The sequence below is a fragment of the Gracilibacillus phocaeensis genome (assembly GCF_900626275.1).
GTDB lineage: Bacteria > Bacillota > Bacilli > Bacillales > Amphibacillaceae > Gracilibacillus > Gracilibacillus timonensis.
The window spans coordinates 232,816-254,171 of the sequence record NZ_LR131143.1 but is presented as its reverse complement, the minus strand read 5'-3'; the positions used below and the strand labels follow the sequence as shown (position 1 = coordinate 254,171).

The window sequence follows — 21,356 nt, the reverse complement described above, 5'->3', positions numbered from 1 at the left end:
TTATGAACATGTTGTTTCCTGACCGTAACAAAATACAGGAGGCCAAAAATGAAATAGAACACCAACATTTCCCACATAGTTAATTCCCTTCTTTTTGTTGTTTTTTTCGTTGTACGGCGTCATATATTGGCTGCGCAATCATGCCAGCATTTTTGATTTCTGTACTTACTTCAATATCGGCAGTGAGGTTGGAAAAGTGGCTTGGCCAGTCCCCTTTTATTTTGTCCCATATTTTTGGATGAGATCGTTTCATGACTTCTCCAAATCCAAAGATATCACTTTCATACTCTTTCGCAGTAAGAATACTTGTTTCCACTAATGCTTTAATACTTTTATCCGCACCTTCACGAAGTGCCAATATATTCTCTTTCTTGGTTAAGTCAATGTCACATTCAGCATCCGCGATATTTGCCTCAAGATTAATCGTGATACCTATCTGTGGAGTTCCATCCTTCCACATTCCTTTTAATTTTGTTTTACTGCTGGTTACTTCCAGTGCTAGCTTTCCACTTTCCCCACAATTGGTTTGAATGGAAGTACTTGTGATGTTATCGGTGATAAAATTATAGCCCTTTCCTTCATTCGTACTTAACCACCCTTGCAATTTGTCATCTGAGAATACACCAATTCCATCAAGAAGCAGCTTCGTAGGGGCAGTTCCGCTCTCAGCATTATCAATTTTAGGTCCAAAATTTGTATCTCCTTCTACATAGACACTGTTTAATACTGCTTCCTTTCCTTCAGCAGAAATAGACTCAACTAATTCATTAAGCTGCACTACCTTGGTGGAGGCAAGGAAATTCTGTGATGATTCCAGACTTGTTTTTATTTTTGCTGCTGGTATTCGTTCTAATGGGGTAAGAATACTTATTAATTCTTTGCCACGTGTACCTTTGGCTACAATAATATTAAAGTCTGTACGTAATTCATGATCTCTACGTAGCATATCCAGCGTTTTTCCAATTCCTTCTCGCGCCAATTCTTCTCCATAAACAATCAACTGTAGGTGACTGAGGTTCACTTTTCTAGGTGAGGTCTCGGTAAGTTTACGGACAGCCTCGAACGTGGTCTCCCCCACGGCAGAATAGGTAGAAATCGTGGCACGGTTAGAAATCTTATCTCCAGCTATTTCATTAGGATTAAGCACTTGAATCGTCACCATGTATCCTTGTTCATCCTTATCAATAGCTAGTCCGGTAGCTAAAGAGATATCTGTTAGTTCATTTGCGCTCCAACAGCCTGTTAGAAAGCAGCAGCAAAGGACAAAAGAAAAACATTTGATTGCATAAGACATAGACCTTCCTCCTTGTATAAAGTTTACCGTTTATTAGCCGGTTTTGGTTTTGGCGTATCCTCTTTAGTGATATCTCGTTGATTAATTAGTCTTGGACGGGTAAATAATGCCCAAAACGGCTTTCGAATGACGGCATCTTTTTGATCACTCGGTATAAATGGAGCAAATGGTGATAAATAGGGAATTCCAAAAGATCGTAAGCTGGAAAGATGAAGAGCCATCAATAATATCCCAATGAAGATACCGAATAAACCTAAGGTGGCCGCTAATATCATAAAACAAAACCGCAAGAGTCGAACACTAATGGCTAAGTTGTAGCTAGGGAAAATAAAACTACAAATCGCCGTTAAGGAAACAACAATGACCATCGTAGCCGAGACAATACCGGCGTCGACCGCTGCCTGCCCAAGCACAAGTGCCCCCACAATAGAAATAGCCGAACCGACAGGGCTGGGCAGGCGAATTCCTGCTTCACGTAACAATTCAAAGGTAACCTCCATAATGAGTGCTTCCACTAATGCTGGGAAAGGTATCCCTTCTCTCTGTGCCGCTAAACTGATCAATAATGTCGTCGGAATCATTTCTTGATGAAAGGTGGTTAATGCGATATAAGTAGACGGTGTTAACAAAGCGAAGAAAAATGCAATAAATCGCAATGTTCGGATAAATGTAGCAATATCATGCCTTTGATAATGATCCTCGCTAGAATGGAGAAAGTCTACTAGTAAAGCGGGTACTAACAATACAAAAGGAGTTCCATCTATAAATATTGCAACCTTTCCTTCCAAAATTCCGGCGCTAATGGAGTCAGGTCTCTCACTATTGAAAACGGTGGGGAAAGGAGTGTAGGTTTTGTCTTGAATCAATTCTTCGATATTCCCACTTTCCAAAATAGAAGCAACATTGATGCGCTGCAGTCGTTGTTCGACTTCTTTGACAATTTTCGGTTGAACGACACCGTGTAAATAAGCGATCGTTACTTCCGTATGCGTCTTCTCCCCCAATTGAAACGATTGGAACCATAAGTTTGGATCCTTGATTCGTTTCCGTACCAAAGCTGTATTGACAGACAATGTCTCCGTAAAGGCATCCTTAGGCCCACGAACCACCTGTTGGGTTGTTGGCGCTTCTATTCCTCGCTCTTTAAGGCCGTAAGATCCGACGGCAAACCCTTCTGCATAGCCATCTATTAGCAAAATGGTGTCTCCCTCTAATAAATGGTTCACTAATGTCTCGAAGTTGTTGAGACTTGAGAGTTCAGCAGTTGAGATGGATGAGGATTGTAGTAATTGATAAAGCTTGTCCGGTGATTCATCCTCAGTATTCCACTTTAATCCAATTAGGTTTTCAATCAGGTAATGCTGGATGACGTCTTTATTAGCGAGGCCATCAATAAATACAACCGCGGCCTTTTTTTCTTGAATGGTTAATTCTCTTATATTGATATCAGAACTCTCCCCTAAACGCTGGGAAATTTCTTGTTTGTTCGCCTCCAGATCTGTGTAAAGAAAGGGGATGTTAACCATTTTATCCTGTTTTTCATGCTTCGATTGTTTGATTGTTCTTCGCTTCATAAAAATAAGTCCCTCAGTTCATGGCTGCATCTGATAATGACCCTAGTTTTAGTAATATGCGGTCAATTTATACATTTTCTCCACTGAGATATAACAGCTTTTCTGTATGAAGCTTTATCACCCGTTTTACAGAGGAGAATATAGCCATTTTTTACTGCGTATAGCCCAAGACAAATCAGGTTACCAATAACGTTAGAGGCATGTTTCGAAAGATACCACCCAAAGGATGCCAAGCATTTACTTTTATGCCAACCTCAAATAAAGCGGCGAAGGGAGAATCCTATACAATGAAAAAAGGCAATCGAATCACGTGGGTGGCGCTCTATATGCTTATGTGGGCAACGAGTAATTTTTTGCCTGAGGCATTTATTGATCCTCCGGTTTTTAATATTGCACACCGAGGGGCATCAGGCCATGCTCCTGAACATACATTACCTGCCTATCAGCAAGCGGTTGAGATGCAAACTGATTATATAGAGATCGATCTTCAGCAAACGACGGATGGTTCATTTGTGGCTTTCCATGATGAAGAATTGTCTCGTACTACTTCAGGACAAGGAAAGCTGAAGGACATAACAATAGATGATTTGAAAGCACTGGATGCAGGAAGTTGGTTTAATCAGCTTTATCCTGAAAAATTCAACCAAGACTATAAAGACTTGCAGGTACCTTTATTAGAAGAAATTATTCAATGCTTACATCCTGATGTTTCCTTCTATATAGAGATAAAAGAAACAAAAGAAGGAGCTATGGATCAATTGCTTGCTCTGCTAAATAAATATGAATTGATCGAGTCGAATAGAGTAGTGCTCCAATCGTTTGATGAGGACGTACTGAAAAAGATGCATGAACTGGAACCTGCTATTCCATTGGTGCAATTGATTCATCAAGATCGATTATCAAGTATAGATTATCAGCAGGTGTATGAGTATGCGATTGGGGCAGGGGTTGCGCATAGCCTCCTCAACCAGCAGCGGGTTAAGCAAATAAGACAAGCAGGTTTATTGGTTTACGCCTATACGGTAAATAAAGAAGAAGATATGAAACGATTAATGGAATGGGGAGTGAAAGGACTATTCACCGATTACCCAGATCGTTTGGAACACGTAAAGAAAAGCCTGGACAAGCCTTGATAGGTTGAGATATCAATTCAGAGAGGAAAAACAAAACGAACGTTAGTTTTGTAAAATGCGGCACCTTGGCACTCACCTGAATATAACGGACAAAAGATAAGGAAATTGTTTGATTTTGTCCGTAAGAACAAACCCAAAAGATAAAAAATGGAAAAAGTGAAATTCTGTCTGTAAGAATACCCTTTCACAAATATAACCTGGAATCTTTATTATGCATAACACCATATGGTAAAATCATCAATTATTCATAATAAAGAACATAACAAGGGAAAAATGTTTTCTAAAAAGCACAAATCATGTGACAAATCAAGACATCATTATTACAAAGCCAATACAATTAAGTGAAAAACGTGTAAAACAAAGCAAAAACAAAGATTAAAGACCTAAAAAAAAGGACCTAATATATAATTTTCACTACATTTAAGCCTTTTTAATCACAACGGTTAAACCAGTACGTTATTATTTAAATTGTTAAAAACAATGGAAAATTAAACCTAAAAACGGATGCTTAATGGAATTATTCGAAAAATATTCGTTTTTAGGATGTTTTTTGGCGTTTTCACATCAAAAAATAACCAAAATATCTTGAATTCAATATAATTTCATATGCACCTCTAGGTCAAATCAACTGTTTTTTGATTTTCCTCTTATCATCTTGTGACAATTTTAGTAACATTATAAAAAGTAAAACTATGCCTAGATTTTATACAACATAAGGAAGTGAAGTATATGCATAAAATTAATTTGGTGCTTTATACATTTGACGAATCCTATGCTGCTTATTTCTCGAGTTACATAAGAAATCCTGAAAATGGCATGAAGTTCTCTGCCAAAATCTATACAGACAGCGAGGCATTTCGTAGCAACGTGCGCAACCAAAAACAACATATCTTATTAACCGATGTAACAAGGAAGGATGATGATCCAACCAACTTTGATAAGGTAATTTGGTTAGCTGACGATCAGGCTACAGCCCCGGAAGATTTGGAAAGTGTGTTTAAGTATCAACCGTTAAAGCAATTGTTATCGCAAGTTTTAGTAGCGTTTTATGAGGCGCATGGCAAGACGGATACGTTAATGAATGGCAAACAGAAGGAAAAGGTGATTAGCTTTTACAGTGGAAGTGCCAGTGCTGGTAAAACACTAACCTCGCTTTGTTTGGCAAGGTACTTGGCACAACAAGGAAAGCGCACCTTTTATTTGAATTTAGAACATATTCATAATACTGACCTGTTCTTTCAGGAAGAGAAGCCATCAGCCGTTGAAGTCTTTTACTACTTAAAGAATAATGTAGAGAAATTAATCGCCAAAATTGAATCGTTAAAATCTAGTGACAGCTTAACGAATATTGATTATTTCGCTTTGCCAATCTTACCTGAGGAAATGGATCAAATAAAAGGGGAAGAGGTAGAGGCATTAATACAGGCGCTGAAAGATTCAGAAAGCTATGATTATATTATTATCGATTTGGACGCCACCCTGCATGAACGAAATCAAGCAGCGATGAGAGCGAGTGATGATATCTTCTGGCTGCTTAGCTCCGACCAAAGCAGTTTTGCCAGATCCCAGTATAAACTAGATCGTGATATCTTTGATGAGGGTATTGATAAGACAAAGATTCATTATGTGTTGAATAAAGTTGGTGCAACAATGTTTGAAGGCTTTAATGACTATAACTTCAGCATCGAAACACATATACCTTTTCGTCCACAATGGTTAACGGTGAATGAACAAACGAAAATGCTTGAGGATACAGTTATTGGTGAAGAACTCTATCAGTCTATTGCTGAGAATGATGACATCTATATGGAGGTGTCGCTAGTCGATGGCTAATCAAACAACCAAGAAGAAACCAGAAGAAGAAGAGGTATTGCCGCAAACGGAAGACGATATTACCAATCTATTGATTGAAAAACTGCGTGAAGTGCTGGATTTTATGCACTCCACTACCAATGAAGAATTGTTAGAGATGGTAGAAGAAACCGTCATTGAATATGCGAAAGAACATCAAATGACTTCGCAAATGATTAAGCGAATTGTCGATCGCATGTATCATGCTTTCCGTGGTCTAGGTGTACTCCAGCCAATCTTGGATGATCCCTCGATTACGGAGATTATGATCAATAATCATGAAGAGATTTTTATTGAACGAGCAGGACAAGTTTACGATGCTGGCGTCAAGTTTGAAAGCAGGCAGAAGCTGGAGGATACCATCCAAACGATCGTATCCAAGGTAAACCGGGTGGTTAACGAGGCAAGTCCAATCGTCGATGCTCGGTTAGAAGATGGTTCACGTGTTAACGTTGTGTTACCGCCTATCGCCTTAAAAGGACCGGCGATGACGATTCGTAAGTTCCCCGAACGACCGCTTATGATTGAAGATTTAATTAAATTTGGCGCCTTGGACGAAGAGGTCGCTTATTTCCTTCAGCAGCTGGTGGAAGCGAAGTTCAATATTTTTATTAGCGGAGGAACTGGTTCAGGAAAAACAACTTTCTTGAACGTACTATCGAATTTTATTCCAGAAGATGAGCGCTTGATCTCCATCGAGGACTCCGCCGAGTTACAGATTCAAAATATTCCGAACTTGGTCAGCTTGGAGACAAGGAATAAGAATACGGAAGGAAAAGGGGAGGTAAGCATTCGTGATTTGATCAAAGCTTCGTTACGGATGCGCCCATCACGAATAATCGTTGGGGAGGTACGTGGTGGTGAGGCGTTGGATATGCTTCAGGCGATGAACACGGGTCATGATGGTTCTTTATCAACAGGCCACGCCAACTCGATCAATGATATGTTAAGTCGTTTGGAAACAATGGTGCTTAGCGGTGCCGAATTACCGATTGACGTGATCCGTAAACAAATTAGTTCCGCCATCGACATTATGGTACACCTTTCCCGCTTTCGAGATCACTCTAGAAGGGTGGTGCAGGTTTCCGAAGTGTTGGGCATGGAGAATGGCGAGATTATCACCGCGCCTCTTTATCAGTTTGTGGAAGAAGGAGAAGACTACCGTGGTAAAATCATCGGTAAACTGAAGAAAACGGATCATCCGCTGCAAGCTGTCAACAAATTGAAGCTAGCTGGTAAGAATGAAGCAGCAGAACAGTTTACCAAATCGTAACCGAAAGTTGGTTGAAGCATGAATATAGAACAAATCATCGGATCGATTGTGATTGCCATTTTGTTAAGTGTGCTAGTTGGTCGTCGGGTGATCAAGCATAGGAAAGCAAAACAGCAAGAAAAAGAAATCGAGAAAAAAGAGGGAGAAATCAGAGAGAAAAGCATGACGGTTATCCGCAAACGAACCATTGGCGGAGAAGCATTGGTTGATTATGCCATCTATGAGATGACCTTACAAGAGAAGGTGAAATATTCTTTGATTGCTGCCGCTGTTATCTTCGGTATCTCTTATCTCTTTTATGATAATTGGATCGTTTCCCTCATTGCGGCATGTTTTGGAATGATTTATCCAAAATTCAAGAAGAAAGATTTACGCAATAAACGGCAAGATGAGTTAAGTTTACAATTTAAAGAGGCCATTTCTTCCCTTGCCTCTTCCATGGCGGCCGGACAGTCGATTGAGAATGCCTTCCGCGATGTGTTAAAAGACCTGAAGCTGCTTTACCCAGATGAAAACACTTATATAATCAAGGAATTTCAGTTAATCAACCGGAGAATTGAGAATGGGGAGATTATCGAACGGGCATTAGATGATTTTGCCAAACGTTCCGATATCGATGATGTGAAAAATTTCTCCGACGTATTTATTACCTGTAAACGTACAGGTGGTGATTTGGTAGAGATTATCAAGCGAACCGCCGATATTATTTCCGATAAGATCGAGATTCAACAGGATATCAAGGTGCTGGTTTCGCAAAAGAAATTCGAATCAAAAATTATGGCTATTGCGCCATTAGGGATTGTTGGTTTTCTCCGAACGTCATCACCAGACTTTGTAGCACCACTGTACGAATTTGGTTCACCAGGCCCCATCGTGATGACGGTTGTGTTGATTTGTGTTGGCTGTAGCTTATTGATTAGTCAGAAGATTATGGATATCAAGATTTAAGAGGGGAGGGGTTACATGGTAATAAGAATAACAATTCTGCTGCTGATTGTGATTATTCTATTGGTTGTTTGGAGGAATAAGAAAGTATATGAGTCATTCATCGATCAATATAAAGAAGATATCACGTTACCAATCATTGCTCCTCTTGCCTTTGCTATGATTGACAAGTTGAAATTATATAGACGCCTGCCAAAGTTAATTAATGCGATTCACCAGAAAATGATTATTTTACGAGGCAGTAAGCTATCGGGGGACTATACCAAGATCTATCTGGCAAAAATTATTACACTGCTTACCGTGATGCTACTATTTACCATGGTATTAGTGGAGGTGAGTGATGGCGGCAATATCAACCTTATTTACGGATTGATCTTAATGGTGGTAGTAAGTGTCTTTCTGGTTAAGGATTTAGATAAGAAGGTAAAGCAACGGAAAGATTCGATTATTATTGAACTACCGGAGTTTGTGAATAAGATTATTTTATTGGTAAATGCTGGGGAAACCGTACAAGGTGCGATGAAAAAGAGTGTGGATCAACAGAAGAACCGAGTGCTTGAATCCCCGTTGTATTTTGAGTTGAATGAGGCCGTCAATAAAATGACTGCCAATACATCCTTTCAAGAAGTGATGAAAGATTTGAATTATCGTTGTGGTATTCAGGAAGTGTCCATCTTTACCACAACCGTTATGATGAATTACCGCAAAGGTGGTTCGCTGCTTGTGCAGTCATTAAACGAATTATCTGTATCATTATGGGACAAACGGAAGACTGTTACCCGAATTAAAGGGGAGGAAGCTTCTTCTAAGTTAGTATTTCCTATCATCTTTATATTCGCAGCAGTACTTCTGGTTGTAATATATCCAGCCATAGCTTCATTTTAAAAAAATTAAAGGAGAGGTTTTATATGAATAACGTACAAACATTTTTTAAGAATTTCTGGAATGACGAGGAAGGGTTAGAGACGATCGAAATGTTATTGATTTTATCCGTACTTATCGCCATTGCGATTATGTTTAAAGGGAAAATTGAAGAATGGGTTAAAAGTTTATTTACCGATATTGATAACGAAATTTTGTAACTAGTTTGAATGGGAAAAGGCTAGCTAGAGAAATATGTTGATTGTTCATCTCTTTAGAAGGGCTCGTCACTGATAACCCTTCTAAGGGGGACTTTCTGTTATGAAGCAAAACACACATTGGGACAAAAGTAAATGTTAATTGGTAAAAGTGAAAAGCAGGTTGTTATGTGAAAGAAGAGAGAGCTTACCTGTTTTTAGGAATAGGAAGGGACTGTCTATGATGAAGAAATGGAAACACTGGCTATTACCCACAGTATTATTGTTAAGTTTAGTCCTGGCAGCTTGTTCTAATGAGGAACCTGAAGAAGAAGCAGAATCAACAGATACAGCACAAACCGACAATGAAACAACAGACGATAATATGGAACAAGAACCCGATGAGCCAGCAACGGGAGAAGATGAAGAAGAGACAAATAACGATGAACACATTGAACATCAGTTAGGATTAAGTATTGGGGATACGGCGACAGTAGTTAGTTCACCAGATGATTTGACATATGAAGTGACCATCAATGAAGTAAGTTATCGCGATGAATTAGAGAATGTTACATTATACGACGATACTTTTGTTTTGGTGGATGTAACAGTGGAAAATGTAGATGATAAAACCTTCGATGCTGCTGATATCTTTACACCAGCTATAGGGGAGTTAGATTCTGAAGAATATGTACCAGCCGTTGATTCAGAGTATCTACAAAATACTTCAGAAATTACAATGGTGGAAGGTGAATTAGCTCCTGGTGACTCTGTCGAAGGCACCTTTGTATTTGACGCGATGCAGGTAGAACAATACAATCTTGCATTTGGTCATGCAGGTGACCAGATTACCACCCGTGCAGAATGGGAATTTAATTCAGATGAAATACAGTAGAAGAAAGAATGCGATGAAGGAGCAGCTAACATGAGGTTATTTCTTAAAGAGGATAAGGGTAGTTTTACAATTGAAACTACTCTTGTCTTTCCCGGGCTTTTAATGTTCACCTTGGTTGGAGTGTTTTTTTGTATTATTATTTTTCAAATGGGAACAGCAGGCTACATGGCTCATAAGGTGTCAGGTGAGCTCGCTTACACATGGAATAGTACAAATAAAGATATTAAAACCGGAGATATAACTGTGCAGGAATATACAGGAATGCCAAGTGGGGACGGATTATACTGGAGAATAACTGATAATGATATTTTGGGTTTTTTTAATTTATCTGGCTTTACTGGTGATGATGTCGTAAATGAAAAAAAAAGAAAGGCAGATGTCTACCAAAATGCTATGTCACTAAAGGTGGATTACAATAATAACTTAATCTATAGTGAAGTTGAAGTCGAAGCAACGTCCAGTTTATTTATCCCTTCTTTTATAAAAACATTAATAGGTAGCGAGGTGCAAGCCTCATCCAGCCATGTGGTGACGGAAACGCCGGAATTAGTTAGAACAGCTAATTTTGCCAAGTATTTATGGAGTGAATTTGGTATCAGTGGAGCGTTGGGAGACGCAGTCGATTCTATAACTAGCTTTTTTGGTGGTGAATAATGGTGAAAAAGAAAATAAAACGGCTTTTTTTTAAAGATAATGGTTCCGTTTCGGTTTACGCCATTATGATCATCTTGCCAATCTTTTTGTTAAATGCGCTATTAATTGATACATTACGAATTCTTAGTGCAGAGCGTCAAATAGATAGTGCAATGGAAACAGCTTTACGCTCTACGATGTCGCAATTTAGTTCGGATTTGGCAGGTGTAGGATTGTTTGCATATGATGGTGAGGCAGCTGGCGATAGTTTTGATTCTTACATGAATAATCAGTTTTATTCAAGTGGTGAATTAAGCGGAACTCAGAATCTATCAAGACCAACATTGACAAGTGTAAATGCAAACTTTGATAATTCAAGGAATCTAGTGGATTATGATGTGTTTAGACACCAAGTAGTAGAAAGTATGAAATATCAGGCACCAGTGCAGGTAGGAAAAGATCTTTTTGATTTGTTGACGGGAAATGATGTATCGGTAGAAGAAGTGGAAGAAGCAGAAGAGCTAGTCGAAAATTACGAAGAGATACTAGATTTGATGAAAAAGCGGAATCGTGAAATTGATAAGGCGATTACCCAATTAAATCAATATAAGAAAATAGTTAAGGAAGACATTGAAAATGATATTATTGGCAGTCAGGTAACCGGAGATACGGATCCGATACCTGATGGAGTTAGAACGTTTCGTCAACTTGTTTTTTATCATGACAGATATCAAGAATTAAAAGATAAACAGGAAGATGAAGAGGAAGAATTAAGTTCTGATGAAGAAGATGAAATGGAGCACTATGAAGAAGGAATGGAGGCAGACATCTATCAGGATGCTGCAAAAAGCCTGTTTGATTTAGAAACTTATCATCGTGACATACCTAAATCTTTAATAGGTGCTAACGGAAGTATGAACAATCCAGAAAGTGGAACAGCGAAGGATTATAATGATCAAATCAATGAGTTGATGAATGGTAGTGAGTTACTGGAGGAACTAGAAGAATTCACTTTAACTGATGAATTCTTTACAGAGATCCTAGACAATTCGGATACCATTTATGAAGCGGTGCGTATTGATCAATCCTTAGGTGATAATCCTGATCCGGGAAACGCACAAGCATTTACGGTTGGTCAATTATTTCCGTTATTCTATATTGCCATTAATCAAGATACAAAATCAAACGCTGAGTTGGTTATTCAATCGTTAGTTAGTAAATTAAATAATTTAAAAGAAAATCAAGTCGAGAAAATTGAAACTCAGATGGACAAATATGACAGAATCAAGAGATCGTTAGAAAGTGTTGATACAAAAGAGGAAGAAGAGCGGGCAGATACTAGCTTTGGCGAACTATGGGCACAGTTGAATAGTTTGAATGATATTAAGGGTCAAATTGAGGGGGATAATGCCCTGTATCAAGAATTGGACCAAATTATAGCAGAATATAATGGAACAACCGGGAATGCAGGTGACACAGAGGAACCAAGTCGTTTACAGTTCATAAAAGATGCCTTTGATCGCTTTAAAGAATTTATTGAATTTATGCAAGGCTTTCCGAATTCTGTCCGTAATGAATTGTATGTTAATGAATATATAATGGCTAATTACGGTAGTAAAGCTCCTTATGAATTAACCAGTGCAGAATCTTATGCATTTTCCACAAAAAAAGCAGAATATATTACTTATGGATACAATGTAGCGGGCATGAATTATTTTATGTTCCTCAAAGATATAGCATTGATTTTATTTGTGGGTAATTTAATTGGTCAAGGTTTACAGGGAGGTTTTGCTGGTCCATTAGGCTTTTTTAAAGCTATAGCAGGTGCATTGATTACAACGGGAAGTGATTTAATCAATTTAACTAGCGATGGTAGTATTCAATGGAATCCGCTTAAAGCTTTTGGAGGAAAAGGTATCCCAGCAAATATGCCAATGTTTTTGAGAATACTAATGGCTATGAAATCTACTGGTGAGACGTATAATAACGAAAAAACAAGAAGGTTGCAAGCCGTTATTACCAAAGAAACAGGTGTTAATTTAAATGATAGACCATCCTATATCGAAGGAAATGTTGAAGCCGAGCTTAAGCTTTGGTTTATTCCACAATTAGCAGAAGTATTGCCTGGTAGTGTGGAAGGTAATTACTATAAATTTGAAAAACGAAGAGTATATACTTACTAAGACTAGGAGGCATTGAAAGTGAAAAAAATATTAATATTACTATTTGCGGGATTGCTATTAGCAGCATGCAGTGATGGTGGAGAAGCAACAGAAGATACAGGAGAAGAGAATACAAATTCTACTACAGAAAATGATACAGAAACAGATTCTGAAACTTCAGGGGAAGAAGACCAAGATCAGAAACAAGTATACCAAATAGGAGAAACAGCTACTATTACTAGTGATATGTATGAATTCGACTATGAAGTAACAGTGAACGATTTTAATCTAACGAAAGAAGTCGATGGTAATACGATTGAAGATTATATAACTGGTGCTAGAGAACAAGATGTATTTGCTGTTGTAGACGTTACGATTAAAAATATTAGTGATGAAAGCTACGTACCTAATCAAATGTTCTCAGCAAACCTTTCTGCCATTGATGAAGATGGAGGAGATACTTCTTATGATGAACTTTTTCCTGAAGGAGAGGAAGAATTAGCTCCCGGTGATGAAGTGAATGGGCATGTAGTTTATACAACAACCACAGATTATGCTGATACTTTCTTATTAAAATATGAATTCATGTCAGACCAAGAAACCCATTTTGAACTTCCAAACCCTGGGAATTAAGGATATTCTTTGCGAAGAGAAACCTTATCTCTTCGCTATACTCTTTATTACTATCTTGATCCAAGGAGTGTTTTATATTGAAAAAGATATGGCTAGCAGCAAGCATCATTATCTTTGCATTGTCTGCTTGTGGCAGTAGTGATTCGGAGTCTGGAGGCGAGGCAGAGCCTCAAATGCATATAGAAGACCTAGACAAGGATAAGGCCAAAGAAGCGATTGTAGCAGAAGCAGTGAATATGAATTCTCAGGGTGAAGAATATCAAGCAGAAGATATTGTTAATATAGAAGTGTGTGAGGCATTACAGATTGATCATAAAAATGATGGGTTCACCGGAAAGTTTATTAGCTTTTGGGAGACAAGTGATGGGGATCATCAACAGCACTTCCTCCTTAATGATCAATATGAAGTAGAACGAATAGCGAACTATGATAGGATTGAGGATCGTTGTGTTCAAATAGACTAACAATAATCAAAAAAGGGAGGAGTTAATGTTGAAGTTTCTTAAAAAGGATAACGGAAGTATCACTGTAGAAGCGACATTGATTATCCCTATCTTCCTTGCATTCATTTTGGCGTTAACCACCTTTGTGAAAATTTCTATAGCAGAAATGGCTTTGCAAGACGCTGTAGATGAGACTGCTCAAGCAGTTGGACATTATTCCTATCTAGCTATGCTTGCACAAGGCCAAATTCAAGATCAGACCGATGGATTTGTTGATTCTTTGACAGAAGGTGCTGCTGGTAAGCTAGGAAATAACGAGGTTGCTGAAGCTATCTTAGATAAATTAGGGGAAATTGGCAAAGATGTTATTCCTACATCAGGGGACGCCTTAAACCATTTTTCCAATGACATGTATCAAGGAATCGTTCAGCGTAAATATGAGGAAAATGTGTATAGTACGAATTTTTTTAGTCCAGATACGGTTACCGTAACCAATTCATCTTTCCCACACGGAACATCTGGTGAGGCAGCGGATGTGAAGATTGAAGCAGAGAACTCGATGAAAATGGTGATCCCTTTCATGGAGAAAGATATCAAGATTAAGAAAGTAGTAGTAGAAAGGGGCTGGGTTGGAAATGGATAAGGAAGGTGGCTACAACATTGCAAGGACATTTTATCATCTTAATTATTTTCCTTCTGGTAGTAGCATATTTTGATATAACCAAACACCGCATCCCAAACTGGTTGAATGTTTCTGGGGTGCTTGTAGGTATTTTATATCATGTATTTGTAAATCAGATTGACGGTTTTCTGCAGTCCATTTTCGCTGTATTAGCAGGGGGGGGCATCATGCTGGTTCTCTATATTTTTAAGGCGATCGGTGCCGGAGACGTTAAGCTTTTTGCTGCTATTGGAGCGATAACTGGGGTATTATTCACGCTTTATGCGATCATGTACTCCATTATTTTTGCTGGTATCATAGGACTTTTTATATTGCTATTTACTAAAACAATATTTATCAATTTACTATTAGCTTTCTTACATATTAAGGAGAGTATTCAAAAGAGATCACTAACCCCGTTGGATGAATTTAAACAAAATGTGTCGAATCGATTTCCGTTTATATATGCCGTCATTCCCGGTGTAATTACTGCTTTTTATTATATGTTTGTTGCTTAAAAATAGAAGGCTATTAATAGGTGAAGGGAAGGGTATTGTTTATGGACTAAATTAGCGACTGACAGACAACAGCACCCTTGAGATGTATAGGTAAGTGATTTTTCTAAGGAAATAATTCATTAAAAATGTCTTTGATAGAATCAGAGAATCCATTGTTAAAAAGTATATGAGAAAGACAATAGTCACACTTATTTTATTACTAGTAACAGGACTGTATTTAGTAGCTTGTTCAAGTGATGATTCTGAGAAACAAACGAATTCACCAGGGGCTATGACTCAGCAAGAAGAGGAAACACATACAGTTGATACGAATGAGGGAGAAACAGATACTGTGGAAACAAATGAAGAGGATAAAGCTTTTGAAGAGGTAGAAGACAGCATTGATGAATATGTAGAGCACCAGACCGGTATTCAAATCAGAGAGACGGGTATAGAGGAAGTAGATGGGCTTTCCTTAGAAGATATTAATTTTCCTGCTGAGGATGGAGGACGATTCTTAGTAGCTAATGTAACGATTAAAAATACGGGGAGATAGCCCCATTACACCGAAAGAGCAGTTATCGGCACAATTATATGATGAAGATACCTCCTTGTTAATGTCGGAAGATCAAACATTTCCCGAACGGGAGGAAGAATTAGCGCCTGGAGATGAAATAACTGGAAATTTAGTATACACCGACAGTATTTTTCAAGATTACGATTTACTTTACTTAACGTTTGAAGCAGAAGCAATCGACGATGAAACAAGATTTGAAATACCGATACCAAGTGAAGAGCTAATTCGTACTGCCAAACAGCAAATAAAAAGGAGGAACACCACGTGTCAAACCCATTGGATACATACCATATAGATCATTTGGAAGCAAATGGCGGCTATATGAAGCTGCAGCCATCAGGAGACAAAGGGTTTACGACAAATGATTTTCAAGATTTGCAATTGAAAATGATTCAGTCGAATAACATTCCCAGATTGCTCCCGATTAGTTTAGAAGAAGTAAACGGGGAAACATCCATCTTTTATAAAACAGAAGGTTTACGCAAGCTGCGTCCTTTTGCGAAAGAACGTCCCTTATCGATGCAAAATTATTATTCGCTATTTATTAATATTATTCAGGCGCTCCAAGATTCCAATAATCATATGTTGAGTGACGATCATTTTATTCTGGATGAGGATTATATTTTTATTGGCAATGGCTATCATCAAGTCTACTTAACCTATGTCCCATTGAAAGAAGTGCCGAATAACCAAACCGTTCATGAAGGGTTGAAAAAACTATTACTCAACTTAGCTAGTGAAGTGCAGGGGTTGAATGGGGCACAATTTAAGATGTTATTAAGCTACATTAAAGACCCAGGCTTTAGTCTTCATGGCATTAAACAATTACTCAGCCAGTTGCAGCGGCAAACTCAGTATGGGGAAGAAGAAGAACAAGAGGAACAGGAAGAAACCCAACAGCCAAAAGAAATCACCAAAATCAAGAAAGTACGTAAGCTGCCACCATTAACAAGTAAAAATAAGACGTACTCCATTTTAATGGGTGTCATTATACTAGCCATGATTTGGAAGTTGTATAGTGATGGACCTACTTCCTTTTGGTTAATCGTGTCGTCGATCCTATCGCTGATCGTTATCGCAGGTGTCTTGGTTTATTGGTTTGTCTGGAGACCAGGTGTCGAACCAACCATTACCGAAAAAGAGGTCAAGGTGAAGAATAAGCAGGCGAAACAATTAACAACACCGAAGAGTAAACCAGCAAGTGAAACCAAACAACAGGAAGCAGCCGATTCATTCCAAGCGGCTCAGACCATGCCCGCGATGGAAGGACAACAGCCAGCACCAGAAATGCCAGCCAGTCCATCCTTTACACCGGAACCAGCATTTCCATTCGAGACACCCGATGAAGAGGAGATACCATCGAACGACCAAACGATGTTATTAGATGAAGAGAAAGTCGCCCCGAAACCGAATAAGAAAGCAGTGGTTAATTATCTAACGGTGGATCGCGATGGCATTGAGGAAGAAATCCAATTAGATAAAGACAGCTTTACCATCGGCCGAGCGGAGAAAGGTACCGATTTTGTTGAAAAAGGAGTCGGCATTTCTCGTTTGCACGTTGAGTTCGTCAAATTGTCGGACACGTATGGCATCAAGGACCTCGGTGCAAAAAATGGTACCTATGTGAATGCAGAGAAGATCATTCCTTATAAAATCCATGAACTGTCCGATCAAGATACGATTCAAATTGGCAAAACGGTCTACACGTACAGGGTGACAGAATGACGAATACAGAGATGAAAGCGCACGTTCAGCAGGGTAAATTTAGTTTCAGGCCAAGCACAGACCGACCGAATCAAGATTCGATCGGCGTCTCGAGCGAAAACTTATCAACTGGCCAAGCGGTCCATCTTTTTGTGATAGCAGATGGGATGGGCGGTCATGAGCTTGGTGATGCAGCCAGCTATTTCGCCGTTGATTACGTATTAAAATGGTGGCGCAGTATGGTATGGATGAATGAGAAACCGGCTGACTTTTTGCCGACATGTAAAGCACAAATCATTGACCTGTTTGCTGAAATTAATACACAACTGATGGAGATCGGCCGACGGGAACAGAAAGATATTGGCACTACCTTAAGCGTATTGATGGTTGTCGATGATCAGTATTTTATTTGTCATATCGGTGATACACGTATTTATCGTTATCGCGCGCAAATTACCGATTTGGAAGAACCAAATGGAGATACGATTGACTTGAATAAGGAAAAAAGGTTCGTGCAGTTGTCGGTCGACCATTCCTTCGCTTCGATGCAGGTGGAGAAAGGGCTGATGACAACCGAGGAGGCTAAGTCTCACGATAAGGCCCATTATTTAACACAGTGTATGGGGATTAAAGGGGATGTAAAGCCTTATACGGCATCAGGTACCTTCACGAATGTGGATTACTTTTTGTTATGTACAGATGGGTTCCATGGCTTGTTTACCGAAGAAGAGCTGAGTCAGCAATGGACGGCCCAGCTGGAAAAGAAGCAAACACTAGAAGCCATCACCGATCATTTCTATCACGTGGCGAAGGACGACAAACATCCGACAGATGATGTATCTATTCTAACCGTCCATATGGAGACTAGAACGGAGGGGTAGCAATGTGGAAAAAGCAGGAGCTTATCCAAGACAAATATGAGATCCTTGAGTACCTAACATCAGGTGGTACCTCCCTTCTCTACCATGTGAAGACACCAGGTGGAAAGCAGGCATTATTAAAGGTTGTCAAAAGTCCAGATACCCTATTTAATCAACAGATTGATAATGAAGCTGCCACGCTGGCGGCCATCGATCACCCCAGCATTCCTAAGCTATTTGATAAATTCACCGTGCATAACCATTACAAGGCGATAGTGATCGAGAAGTTTGCAGCAAAAAGCCTGTCCGACTTGATGGAGGAGGAAGGAAGAACCTTTACCTGGCAGGAAATTAGTGAGATTGCGCGACAACTCGCGGGGATTATTCACGTTTTTCATGATCATGATCCAGCTCTGGTGATCCGTGACATGAAACCATCTAATATTTTGCTTGGCGAGGATAATACCGTTTATGTGGTTGATTTCGGTATTACCGCTCCCGTTGATGCTGTTGGACAGGTGAGGGCATTAGGCACGATTGGTTATGCCGCACCGGAGCAATTCGAGGATGGTGTCGTCGATTTACGCTCAGACTTATTTTCACTTGGTGCCGTCCTTTTTTACCTGACAAGCAATGGAGAGAATATTTATACAAGTGATCATGAAACGATTTTGAGGGAAAGACTGCCCAAACATTTTGCCCAGATGATTATGAAATTAACTAATACCAATCCCGATAAGCGCTATCCGAATATAGCGAAGGTAATGCAGGCCACAGCAAAGGTCAACCGTTCCTATACCGAGCGAATGAAGGCATTTATCCATGCTTATCAAGGATAATTAATTTACGGAGGTGAATAGATTGCAAGGTATTAACGGCTATATAAAAGAAGAAGCAGACCAGGTTATCTATGAAATACCTAAGTCACAAACCAATGTGATGGAAGCAGAACAGCTGGATGAATTAAATAAAAAAGATGCCCTTTTCTTCGATGTCCAGCGCTATACCGTAGAGGATGACATCGTGCGTATTTATTATAAGAAACCACAAGACTATGCCGCTTTGTCAAGCCTTTCTTCCACCGACAGCTCATTAAGACGCAAGGTCGCCATAAATATACTTGAGGTGGCAAGGCTGGTTGGCACCCAATATACAACGATGATTCACCCAGATAATATATACGTCAATCAGCAAGGGGATGTGAAATTTGCTCAGCGAGGGATCCGTTTTGTACTATCTACTGATGAGCTAACCAACCAACAGGTGATACGGGATTTGAGGTCGCTTACAGCTTCCATTTTGACTGGCGTCCGTTATGCCGATATTAAGCAAAGCAACATAAACGAGCTGGCCGTTCGTTATCCCTATGTGCGAGATATTCAGCAAGCAAAGACCGTCGATCAACTACGTCATGCGATTGATCAATCTGCCTCAGTAGCTGTAACGGCAAAGCCAGATGTGTCAGAAGCAGTTGAAACCAAACCAAAAGTGGAGAAACCAAAAGCAGAGAAGCAAGAAAAATCTTGGCGAGAAAAAATGCAAAAGTATGCCACCTTGAAAGTGACGGTACCCGCAGGCATTGTCCTTGGTATGGTGGCGGGCATGTTACTGCTGTATATGATTAAGGTAGTTCCAATGGCAGAAGCAACTACATCAGAAAATGATCAACAGCAGCAACAACAGGAAGAACTCGAGCAAGAAAAGGTAGCACTCGAAGCAGAACTTGCAAAGGATGACAAGCTATTGGAAGGATACCGCATGGCAGTGACCGGAAAGACCGAAGAAGCGATCACTAGCTTTGAAAGTGTGGAGCAATTAGATGAAGAAGCGCAGCGTACCTTGGTGGAACAATATATTGACTTAGGCACCGTCGAGAGCTTAACTCAGGCCAGTCAACTAGATTCTTCTTATAATGTACAAATCGTTGACAAGTTGAAATCGATTGAAGGTCAAGAGTCTAAGGAAGCCATCCTGGCACTGGAATCTGACGCCCCAGAAGTAACCATTGAACAAGCATGGGTGAACAAAGACTTTGACAGTGTGGTCGCCATTTATCAGGATATCAGTGATAATGACCGCGCCAAATACCTAGCTGGAAGAAGCTATGTGGAACTGAAAAAGGATAAAGAGGCACTGGAGATTGGCAAGGAACTAAATAATGAAGGCATTCAAGTCAATAGCTTAAATATCCAGAAAGATAAAATCAATAACAACGATGACTTGGATGATGATGAAAAAGAAGAACGAATCGAAAAGATAGATGAACAGATTGATGATATACAAGGATAGACTGCATGTGGAAGATGCAGTCTTTTTGTTTGAGAAAAAATCGATATTTTTACTCAATAGCTGTCCTTTTATAGTACAATAGAATAAAAGAATTCTCGCTGAAAGAAGGAGTACGAATGAATCGCAACTTTTTGATGAGTCTGTTAATTATTCTATTATTAGCGAATGGTTGGGCCATCTTATATTTTCAATTTCCATTTTACTTATTAGCTGTTGGTTTGTTAATCGTTTCTGTATTAAATATGGCACTCATGCATGAACGTTTTGTGTTCTTATATACCATTATAATGGTTATTGGTTATGCGGCATTGTTAACGGTAGCGGCCTTTATTAATAATCAACCAGTAGAGACGCAATTATTATATATATATGATCACGTGTTATTCACCAGCTTTATTCTGATGTTTTGGGTTTTGAATCACTACACGAAAAGGCTTGGTTATGAAAATGTGGATTTACGAAAACAAGTAAAGGAATTACAAAAACGTCAGCCGAACACGAGTATCTTAACGATGAACGAATTCCAGGAACAAGCAAAATGGACGTTGGCATCGGTGCAAAGAAATAACAAACAGGCATGGCTGGTAGAACTGACCATCGATGAGAAAAGCAAATCGATTCGTCGAGTAGTACAGGAAAAAATAGAAGAGGCAGGTCTCCGATCGATACGCAGTAACTTTGATTTAATTACCTCTTCTGGATCAACGATATACGTATTACTCCGGGATACCGAACATTACGGAGTAGAGATTGTACTTCATCGAATCGAGCAGAAGTTAAAAGAAATCTTGAACTATATCGACCCACCATACCAAGTACGGGTGGAGCAGATAGATAGAATTGAAAAAATACAACAAATAGGGGCGTAAATAAA

Annotated in this window: 22 protein-coding genes; 20 read left to right on the top strand and 2 right to left on the bottom strand. The window is 39.2% G+C overall.

Annotated elements, in window-relative coordinates; translation table 11 throughout:
* Window positions 1–79 precede the first annotated feature (79 nt).
* Complete coding sequence (locus E0E32_RS05695; protein WP_130859241.1) at window positions 80–1,294, bottom strand: Ger(x)C family spore germination protein; 1,215 nt, start codon at window positions 1,292–1,294, stop codon at window positions 80–82.
* Window positions 1,295–1,317: 23 nt separating this feature from the next.
* Window positions 1,318–2,868 (bottom strand): spore germination protein, encoded by a 1,551-nt coding sequence (locus E0E32_RS05690; RefSeq protein ID WP_130859240.1) that lies wholly within the window; start codon window positions 2,866–2,868, stop codon window positions 1,318–1,320.
* Window positions 2,869–3,155: 287 nt separating this feature from the next.
* On the opposite strand from E0E32_RS05690, the gene E0E32_RS05685 reads away from it, so the two are divergent.
* The 20 genes from E0E32_RS05685 to E0E32_RS05590 all read left to right on the top strand — a co-directional run bounded on the left by E0E32_RS05685 (window position 3,156) and on the right by E0E32_RS05590 (window position 21,351).
* Window positions 3,156–4,001 (top strand): glycerophosphodiester phosphodiesterase family protein, encoded by an 846-nt coding sequence (locus E0E32_RS05685; RefSeq protein WP_165444969.1) that lies wholly within the window; start codon window positions 3,156–3,158, stop codon window positions 3,999–4,001.
* 729 nt (window positions 4,002–4,730) lie between these two features.
* On the top strand, window positions 4,731–5,834 hold the full coding sequence (locus E0E32_RS05680) for an AAA family ATPase (protein ID WP_130859238.1): 1,104 nt from the start codon (window positions 4,731–4,733) through the stop codon (window positions 5,832–5,834).
* A gap of 103 nt (window positions 5,835–5,937) precedes the next feature.
* A complete protein-coding gene (locus tag E0E32_RS05675) occupies window positions 5,938–7,125 on the top strand; it encodes a TadA family conjugal transfer-associated ATPase (RefSeq protein WP_066188987.1) in 1,188 nt (395 codons plus the stop codon).
* Window positions 7,126–7,143: 18 nt separating this feature from the next.
* Complete coding sequence (locus E0E32_RS05670; RefSeq protein ID WP_078059930.1) at window positions 7,144–8,073, top strand: type II secretion system F family protein; 930 nt, start codon at window positions 7,144–7,146, stop codon at window positions 8,071–8,073.
* Between the two features lie 15 nt (window positions 8,074–8,088).
* Window positions 8,089–8,955: a type II secretion system F family protein gene (locus E0E32_RS05665; protein WP_066187933.1), complete on the top strand. Its 867-nt coding sequence runs from the start codon at window positions 8,089–8,091 to the stop codon at window positions 8,953–8,955.
* Window positions 8,956–8,978: 23 nt separating this feature from the next.
* Window positions 8,979–9,152, top strand: coding sequence for a Flp1 family type IVb pilin (locus E0E32_RS05660; protein ID WP_078059929.1), 174 nt, complete (start codon window positions 8,979–8,981; stop codon window positions 9,150–9,152).
* Window positions 9,153–9,369: 217 nt separating this feature from the next.
* The gene (locus tag E0E32_RS05655) at window positions 9,370–10,023 is read left to right on the top strand and encodes a DUF4352 domain-containing protein (RefSeq protein ID WP_130859237.1); all 654 of its coding nucleotides are present in this window, start codon (window positions 9,370–9,372) and stop codon (window positions 10,021–10,023) included.
* Between the two features lie 30 nt (window positions 10,024–10,053).
* Window positions 10,054–10,677, top strand: a complete 624-nt coding sequence (locus E0E32_RS05650) for a TadE family protein (protein WP_066187929.1) — start codon at window positions 10,054–10,056, stop codon at window positions 10,675–10,677.
* A gap of 2 nt (window positions 10,678–10,679) precedes the next feature.
* A complete protein-coding gene (locus E0E32_RS05645; protein ID WP_165444968.1) occupies window positions 10,680–12,839 on the top strand; it encodes a hypothetical protein in 2,160 nt (719 codons plus the stop codon).
* A gap of 18 nt (window positions 12,840–12,857) precedes the next feature.
* Window positions 12,858–13,451 (top strand): DUF4352 domain-containing protein, encoded by a 594-nt coding sequence (locus E0E32_RS05640; RefSeq protein WP_066187925.1) that lies wholly within the window; start codon window positions 12,858–12,860, stop codon window positions 13,449–13,451.
* Window positions 13,452–13,528: 77 nt separating this feature from the next.
* The gene (locus E0E32_RS05635; protein ID WP_066187923.1) at window positions 13,529–13,915 is read left to right on the top strand and encodes a hypothetical protein; all 387 of its coding nucleotides are present in this window, start codon (window positions 13,529–13,531) and stop codon (window positions 13,913–13,915) included.
* 28 nt (window positions 13,916–13,943) lie between these two features.
* Complete coding sequence (locus E0E32_RS05630) at window positions 13,944–14,537, top strand: TadE/TadG family type IV pilus assembly protein (RefSeq protein ID WP_165444967.1); 594 nt, start codon at window positions 13,944–13,946, stop codon at window positions 14,535–14,537.
* A 17-nt stretch (window positions 14,538–14,554) separates the two neighbouring features.
* Window positions 14,555–15,073, top strand: a complete 519-nt coding sequence (locus tag E0E32_RS05625) for an A24 family peptidase (protein ID WP_078059928.1) — start codon at window positions 14,555–14,557, stop codon at window positions 15,071–15,073.
* Between the two features lie 166 nt (window positions 15,074–15,239).
* Window positions 15,240–15,608 carry a hypothetical protein gene (locus E0E32_RS05620; RefSeq protein WP_130859236.1) on the top strand — a complete coding sequence of 123 codons (369 nt, stop codon included), beginning with the start codon at window positions 15,240–15,242 and terminating at the stop codon, window positions 15,606–15,608.
* 61 nt (window positions 15,609–15,669) lie between these two features.
* Window positions 15,670–15,924: a hypothetical protein gene (locus E0E32_RS05615; protein ID WP_130859235.1), complete on the top strand. Its 255-nt coding sequence runs from the start codon at window positions 15,670–15,672 to the stop codon at window positions 15,922–15,924.
* The gene (locus E0E32_RS05610) at window positions 15,894–17,354 is read left to right on the top strand and encodes a DUF6382 domain-containing protein (protein ID WP_066187916.1); all 1,461 of its coding nucleotides are present in this window, start codon (window positions 15,894–15,896) and stop codon (window positions 17,352–17,354) included. The genes E0E32_RS05615 and E0E32_RS05610 overlap by 31 nt, the downstream gene beginning before the upstream one ends.
* Window positions 17,351–18,214: a PP2C family protein-serine/threonine phosphatase gene (locus E0E32_RS05605; RefSeq protein WP_130859234.1), complete on the top strand. Its 864-nt coding sequence runs from the start codon at window positions 17,351–17,353 to the stop codon at window positions 18,212–18,214. Before E0E32_RS05610 ends, E0E32_RS05605 begins: the two co-directional genes overlap by 4 nt.
* A 2-nt stretch (window positions 18,215–18,216) precedes the next feature.
* Window positions 18,217–19,032 (top strand): serine/threonine protein kinase, encoded by an 816-nt coding sequence (locus E0E32_RS05600; RefSeq protein ID WP_130859233.1) that lies wholly within the window; start codon window positions 18,217–18,219, stop codon window positions 19,030–19,032.
* 13 nt (window positions 19,033–19,045) lie between these two features.
* The gene (locus tag E0E32_RS05595) at window positions 19,046–20,482 is read left to right on the top strand and encodes a type VII secretion protein EssB/YukC (RefSeq protein ID WP_207302270.1); all 1,437 of its coding nucleotides are present in this window, start codon (window positions 19,046–19,048) and stop codon (window positions 20,480–20,482) included.
* Between the two features lie 116 nt (window positions 20,483–20,598).
* Entirely contained in the window at window positions 20,599–21,351 is a 753-nt protein-coding gene (locus tag E0E32_RS05590; RefSeq protein ID WP_066187909.1) for a hypothetical protein, read from the top strand.
* The last annotated feature ends 5 nt before the right edge of the window (window positions 21,352–21,356 follow it).

What these genes read in the sequence shown, in the direction of transcription:
- E0E32_RS05695 (WP_130859241.1), bottom strand. Translation starts at nt 1,294, where the DNA reads ATGTCTTATGCAATCAAATGTTTTTCTTTTGTCCTTTGCTGCTGCTTT.
- E0E32_RS05690 (WP_130859240.1), bottom strand. Translation starts at nt 2,868, where the DNA reads ATGAAGCGAAGAACAATCAAACAATCGAAGCATGAAAAACAGGATAAA.
- E0E32_RS05685 (WP_165444969.1), top strand. Translation starts at nt 3,156, where the DNA reads ATGAAAAAAGGCAATCGAATCACGTGGGTGGCGCTCTATATGCTTATG.
- E0E32_RS05680 (WP_130859238.1), top strand. Translation starts at nt 4,731, where the DNA reads ATGCATAAAATTAATTTGGTGCTTTATACATTTGACGAATCCTATGCT.
- E0E32_RS05675 (WP_066188987.1), top strand. Translation starts at nt 5,938, where the DNA reads ATGCACTCCACTACCAATGAAGAATTGTTAGAGATGGTAGAAGAAACC.
- E0E32_RS05670 (WP_078059930.1), top strand. Translation starts at nt 7,144, where the DNA reads ATGAATATAGAACAAATCATCGGATCGATTGTGATTGCCATTTTGTTA.
- E0E32_RS05665 (WP_066187933.1), top strand. Translation starts at nt 8,089, where the DNA reads ATGGTAATAAGAATAACAATTCTGCTGCTGATTGTGATTATTCTATTG.
- E0E32_RS05660 (WP_078059929.1), top strand. Translation starts at nt 8,979, where the DNA reads ATGAATAACGTACAAACATTTTTTAAGAATTTCTGGAATGACGAGGAA.
- E0E32_RS05655 (WP_130859237.1), top strand. Translation starts at nt 9,370, where the DNA reads ATGATGAAGAAATGGAAACACTGGCTATTACCCACAGTATTATTGTTA.
- E0E32_RS05650 (WP_066187929.1), top strand. Translation starts at nt 10,054, where the DNA reads ATGAGGTTATTTCTTAAAGAGGATAAGGGTAGTTTTACAATTGAAACT.
- E0E32_RS05620 (WP_130859236.1), top strand. Translation starts at nt 15,240, where the DNA reads ATGAGAAAGACAATAGTCACACTTATTTTATTACTAGTAACAGGACTG.
- E0E32_RS05615 (WP_130859235.1), top strand. Translation starts at nt 15,670, where the DNA reads ATGTCGGAAGATCAAACATTTCCCGAACGGGAGGAAGAATTAGCGCCT.
- E0E32_RS05605 (WP_130859234.1), top strand. Translation starts at nt 17,351, where the DNA reads ATGACGAATACAGAGATGAAAGCGCACGTTCAGCAGGGTAAATTTAGT.
- E0E32_RS05600 (WP_130859233.1), top strand. Translation starts at nt 18,217, where the DNA reads ATGTGGAAAAAGCAGGAGCTTATCCAAGACAAATATGAGATCCTTGAG.
- E0E32_RS05590 (WP_066187909.1), top strand. Translation starts at nt 20,599, where the DNA reads ATGAATCGCAACTTTTTGATGAGTCTGTTAATTATTCTATTATTAGCG.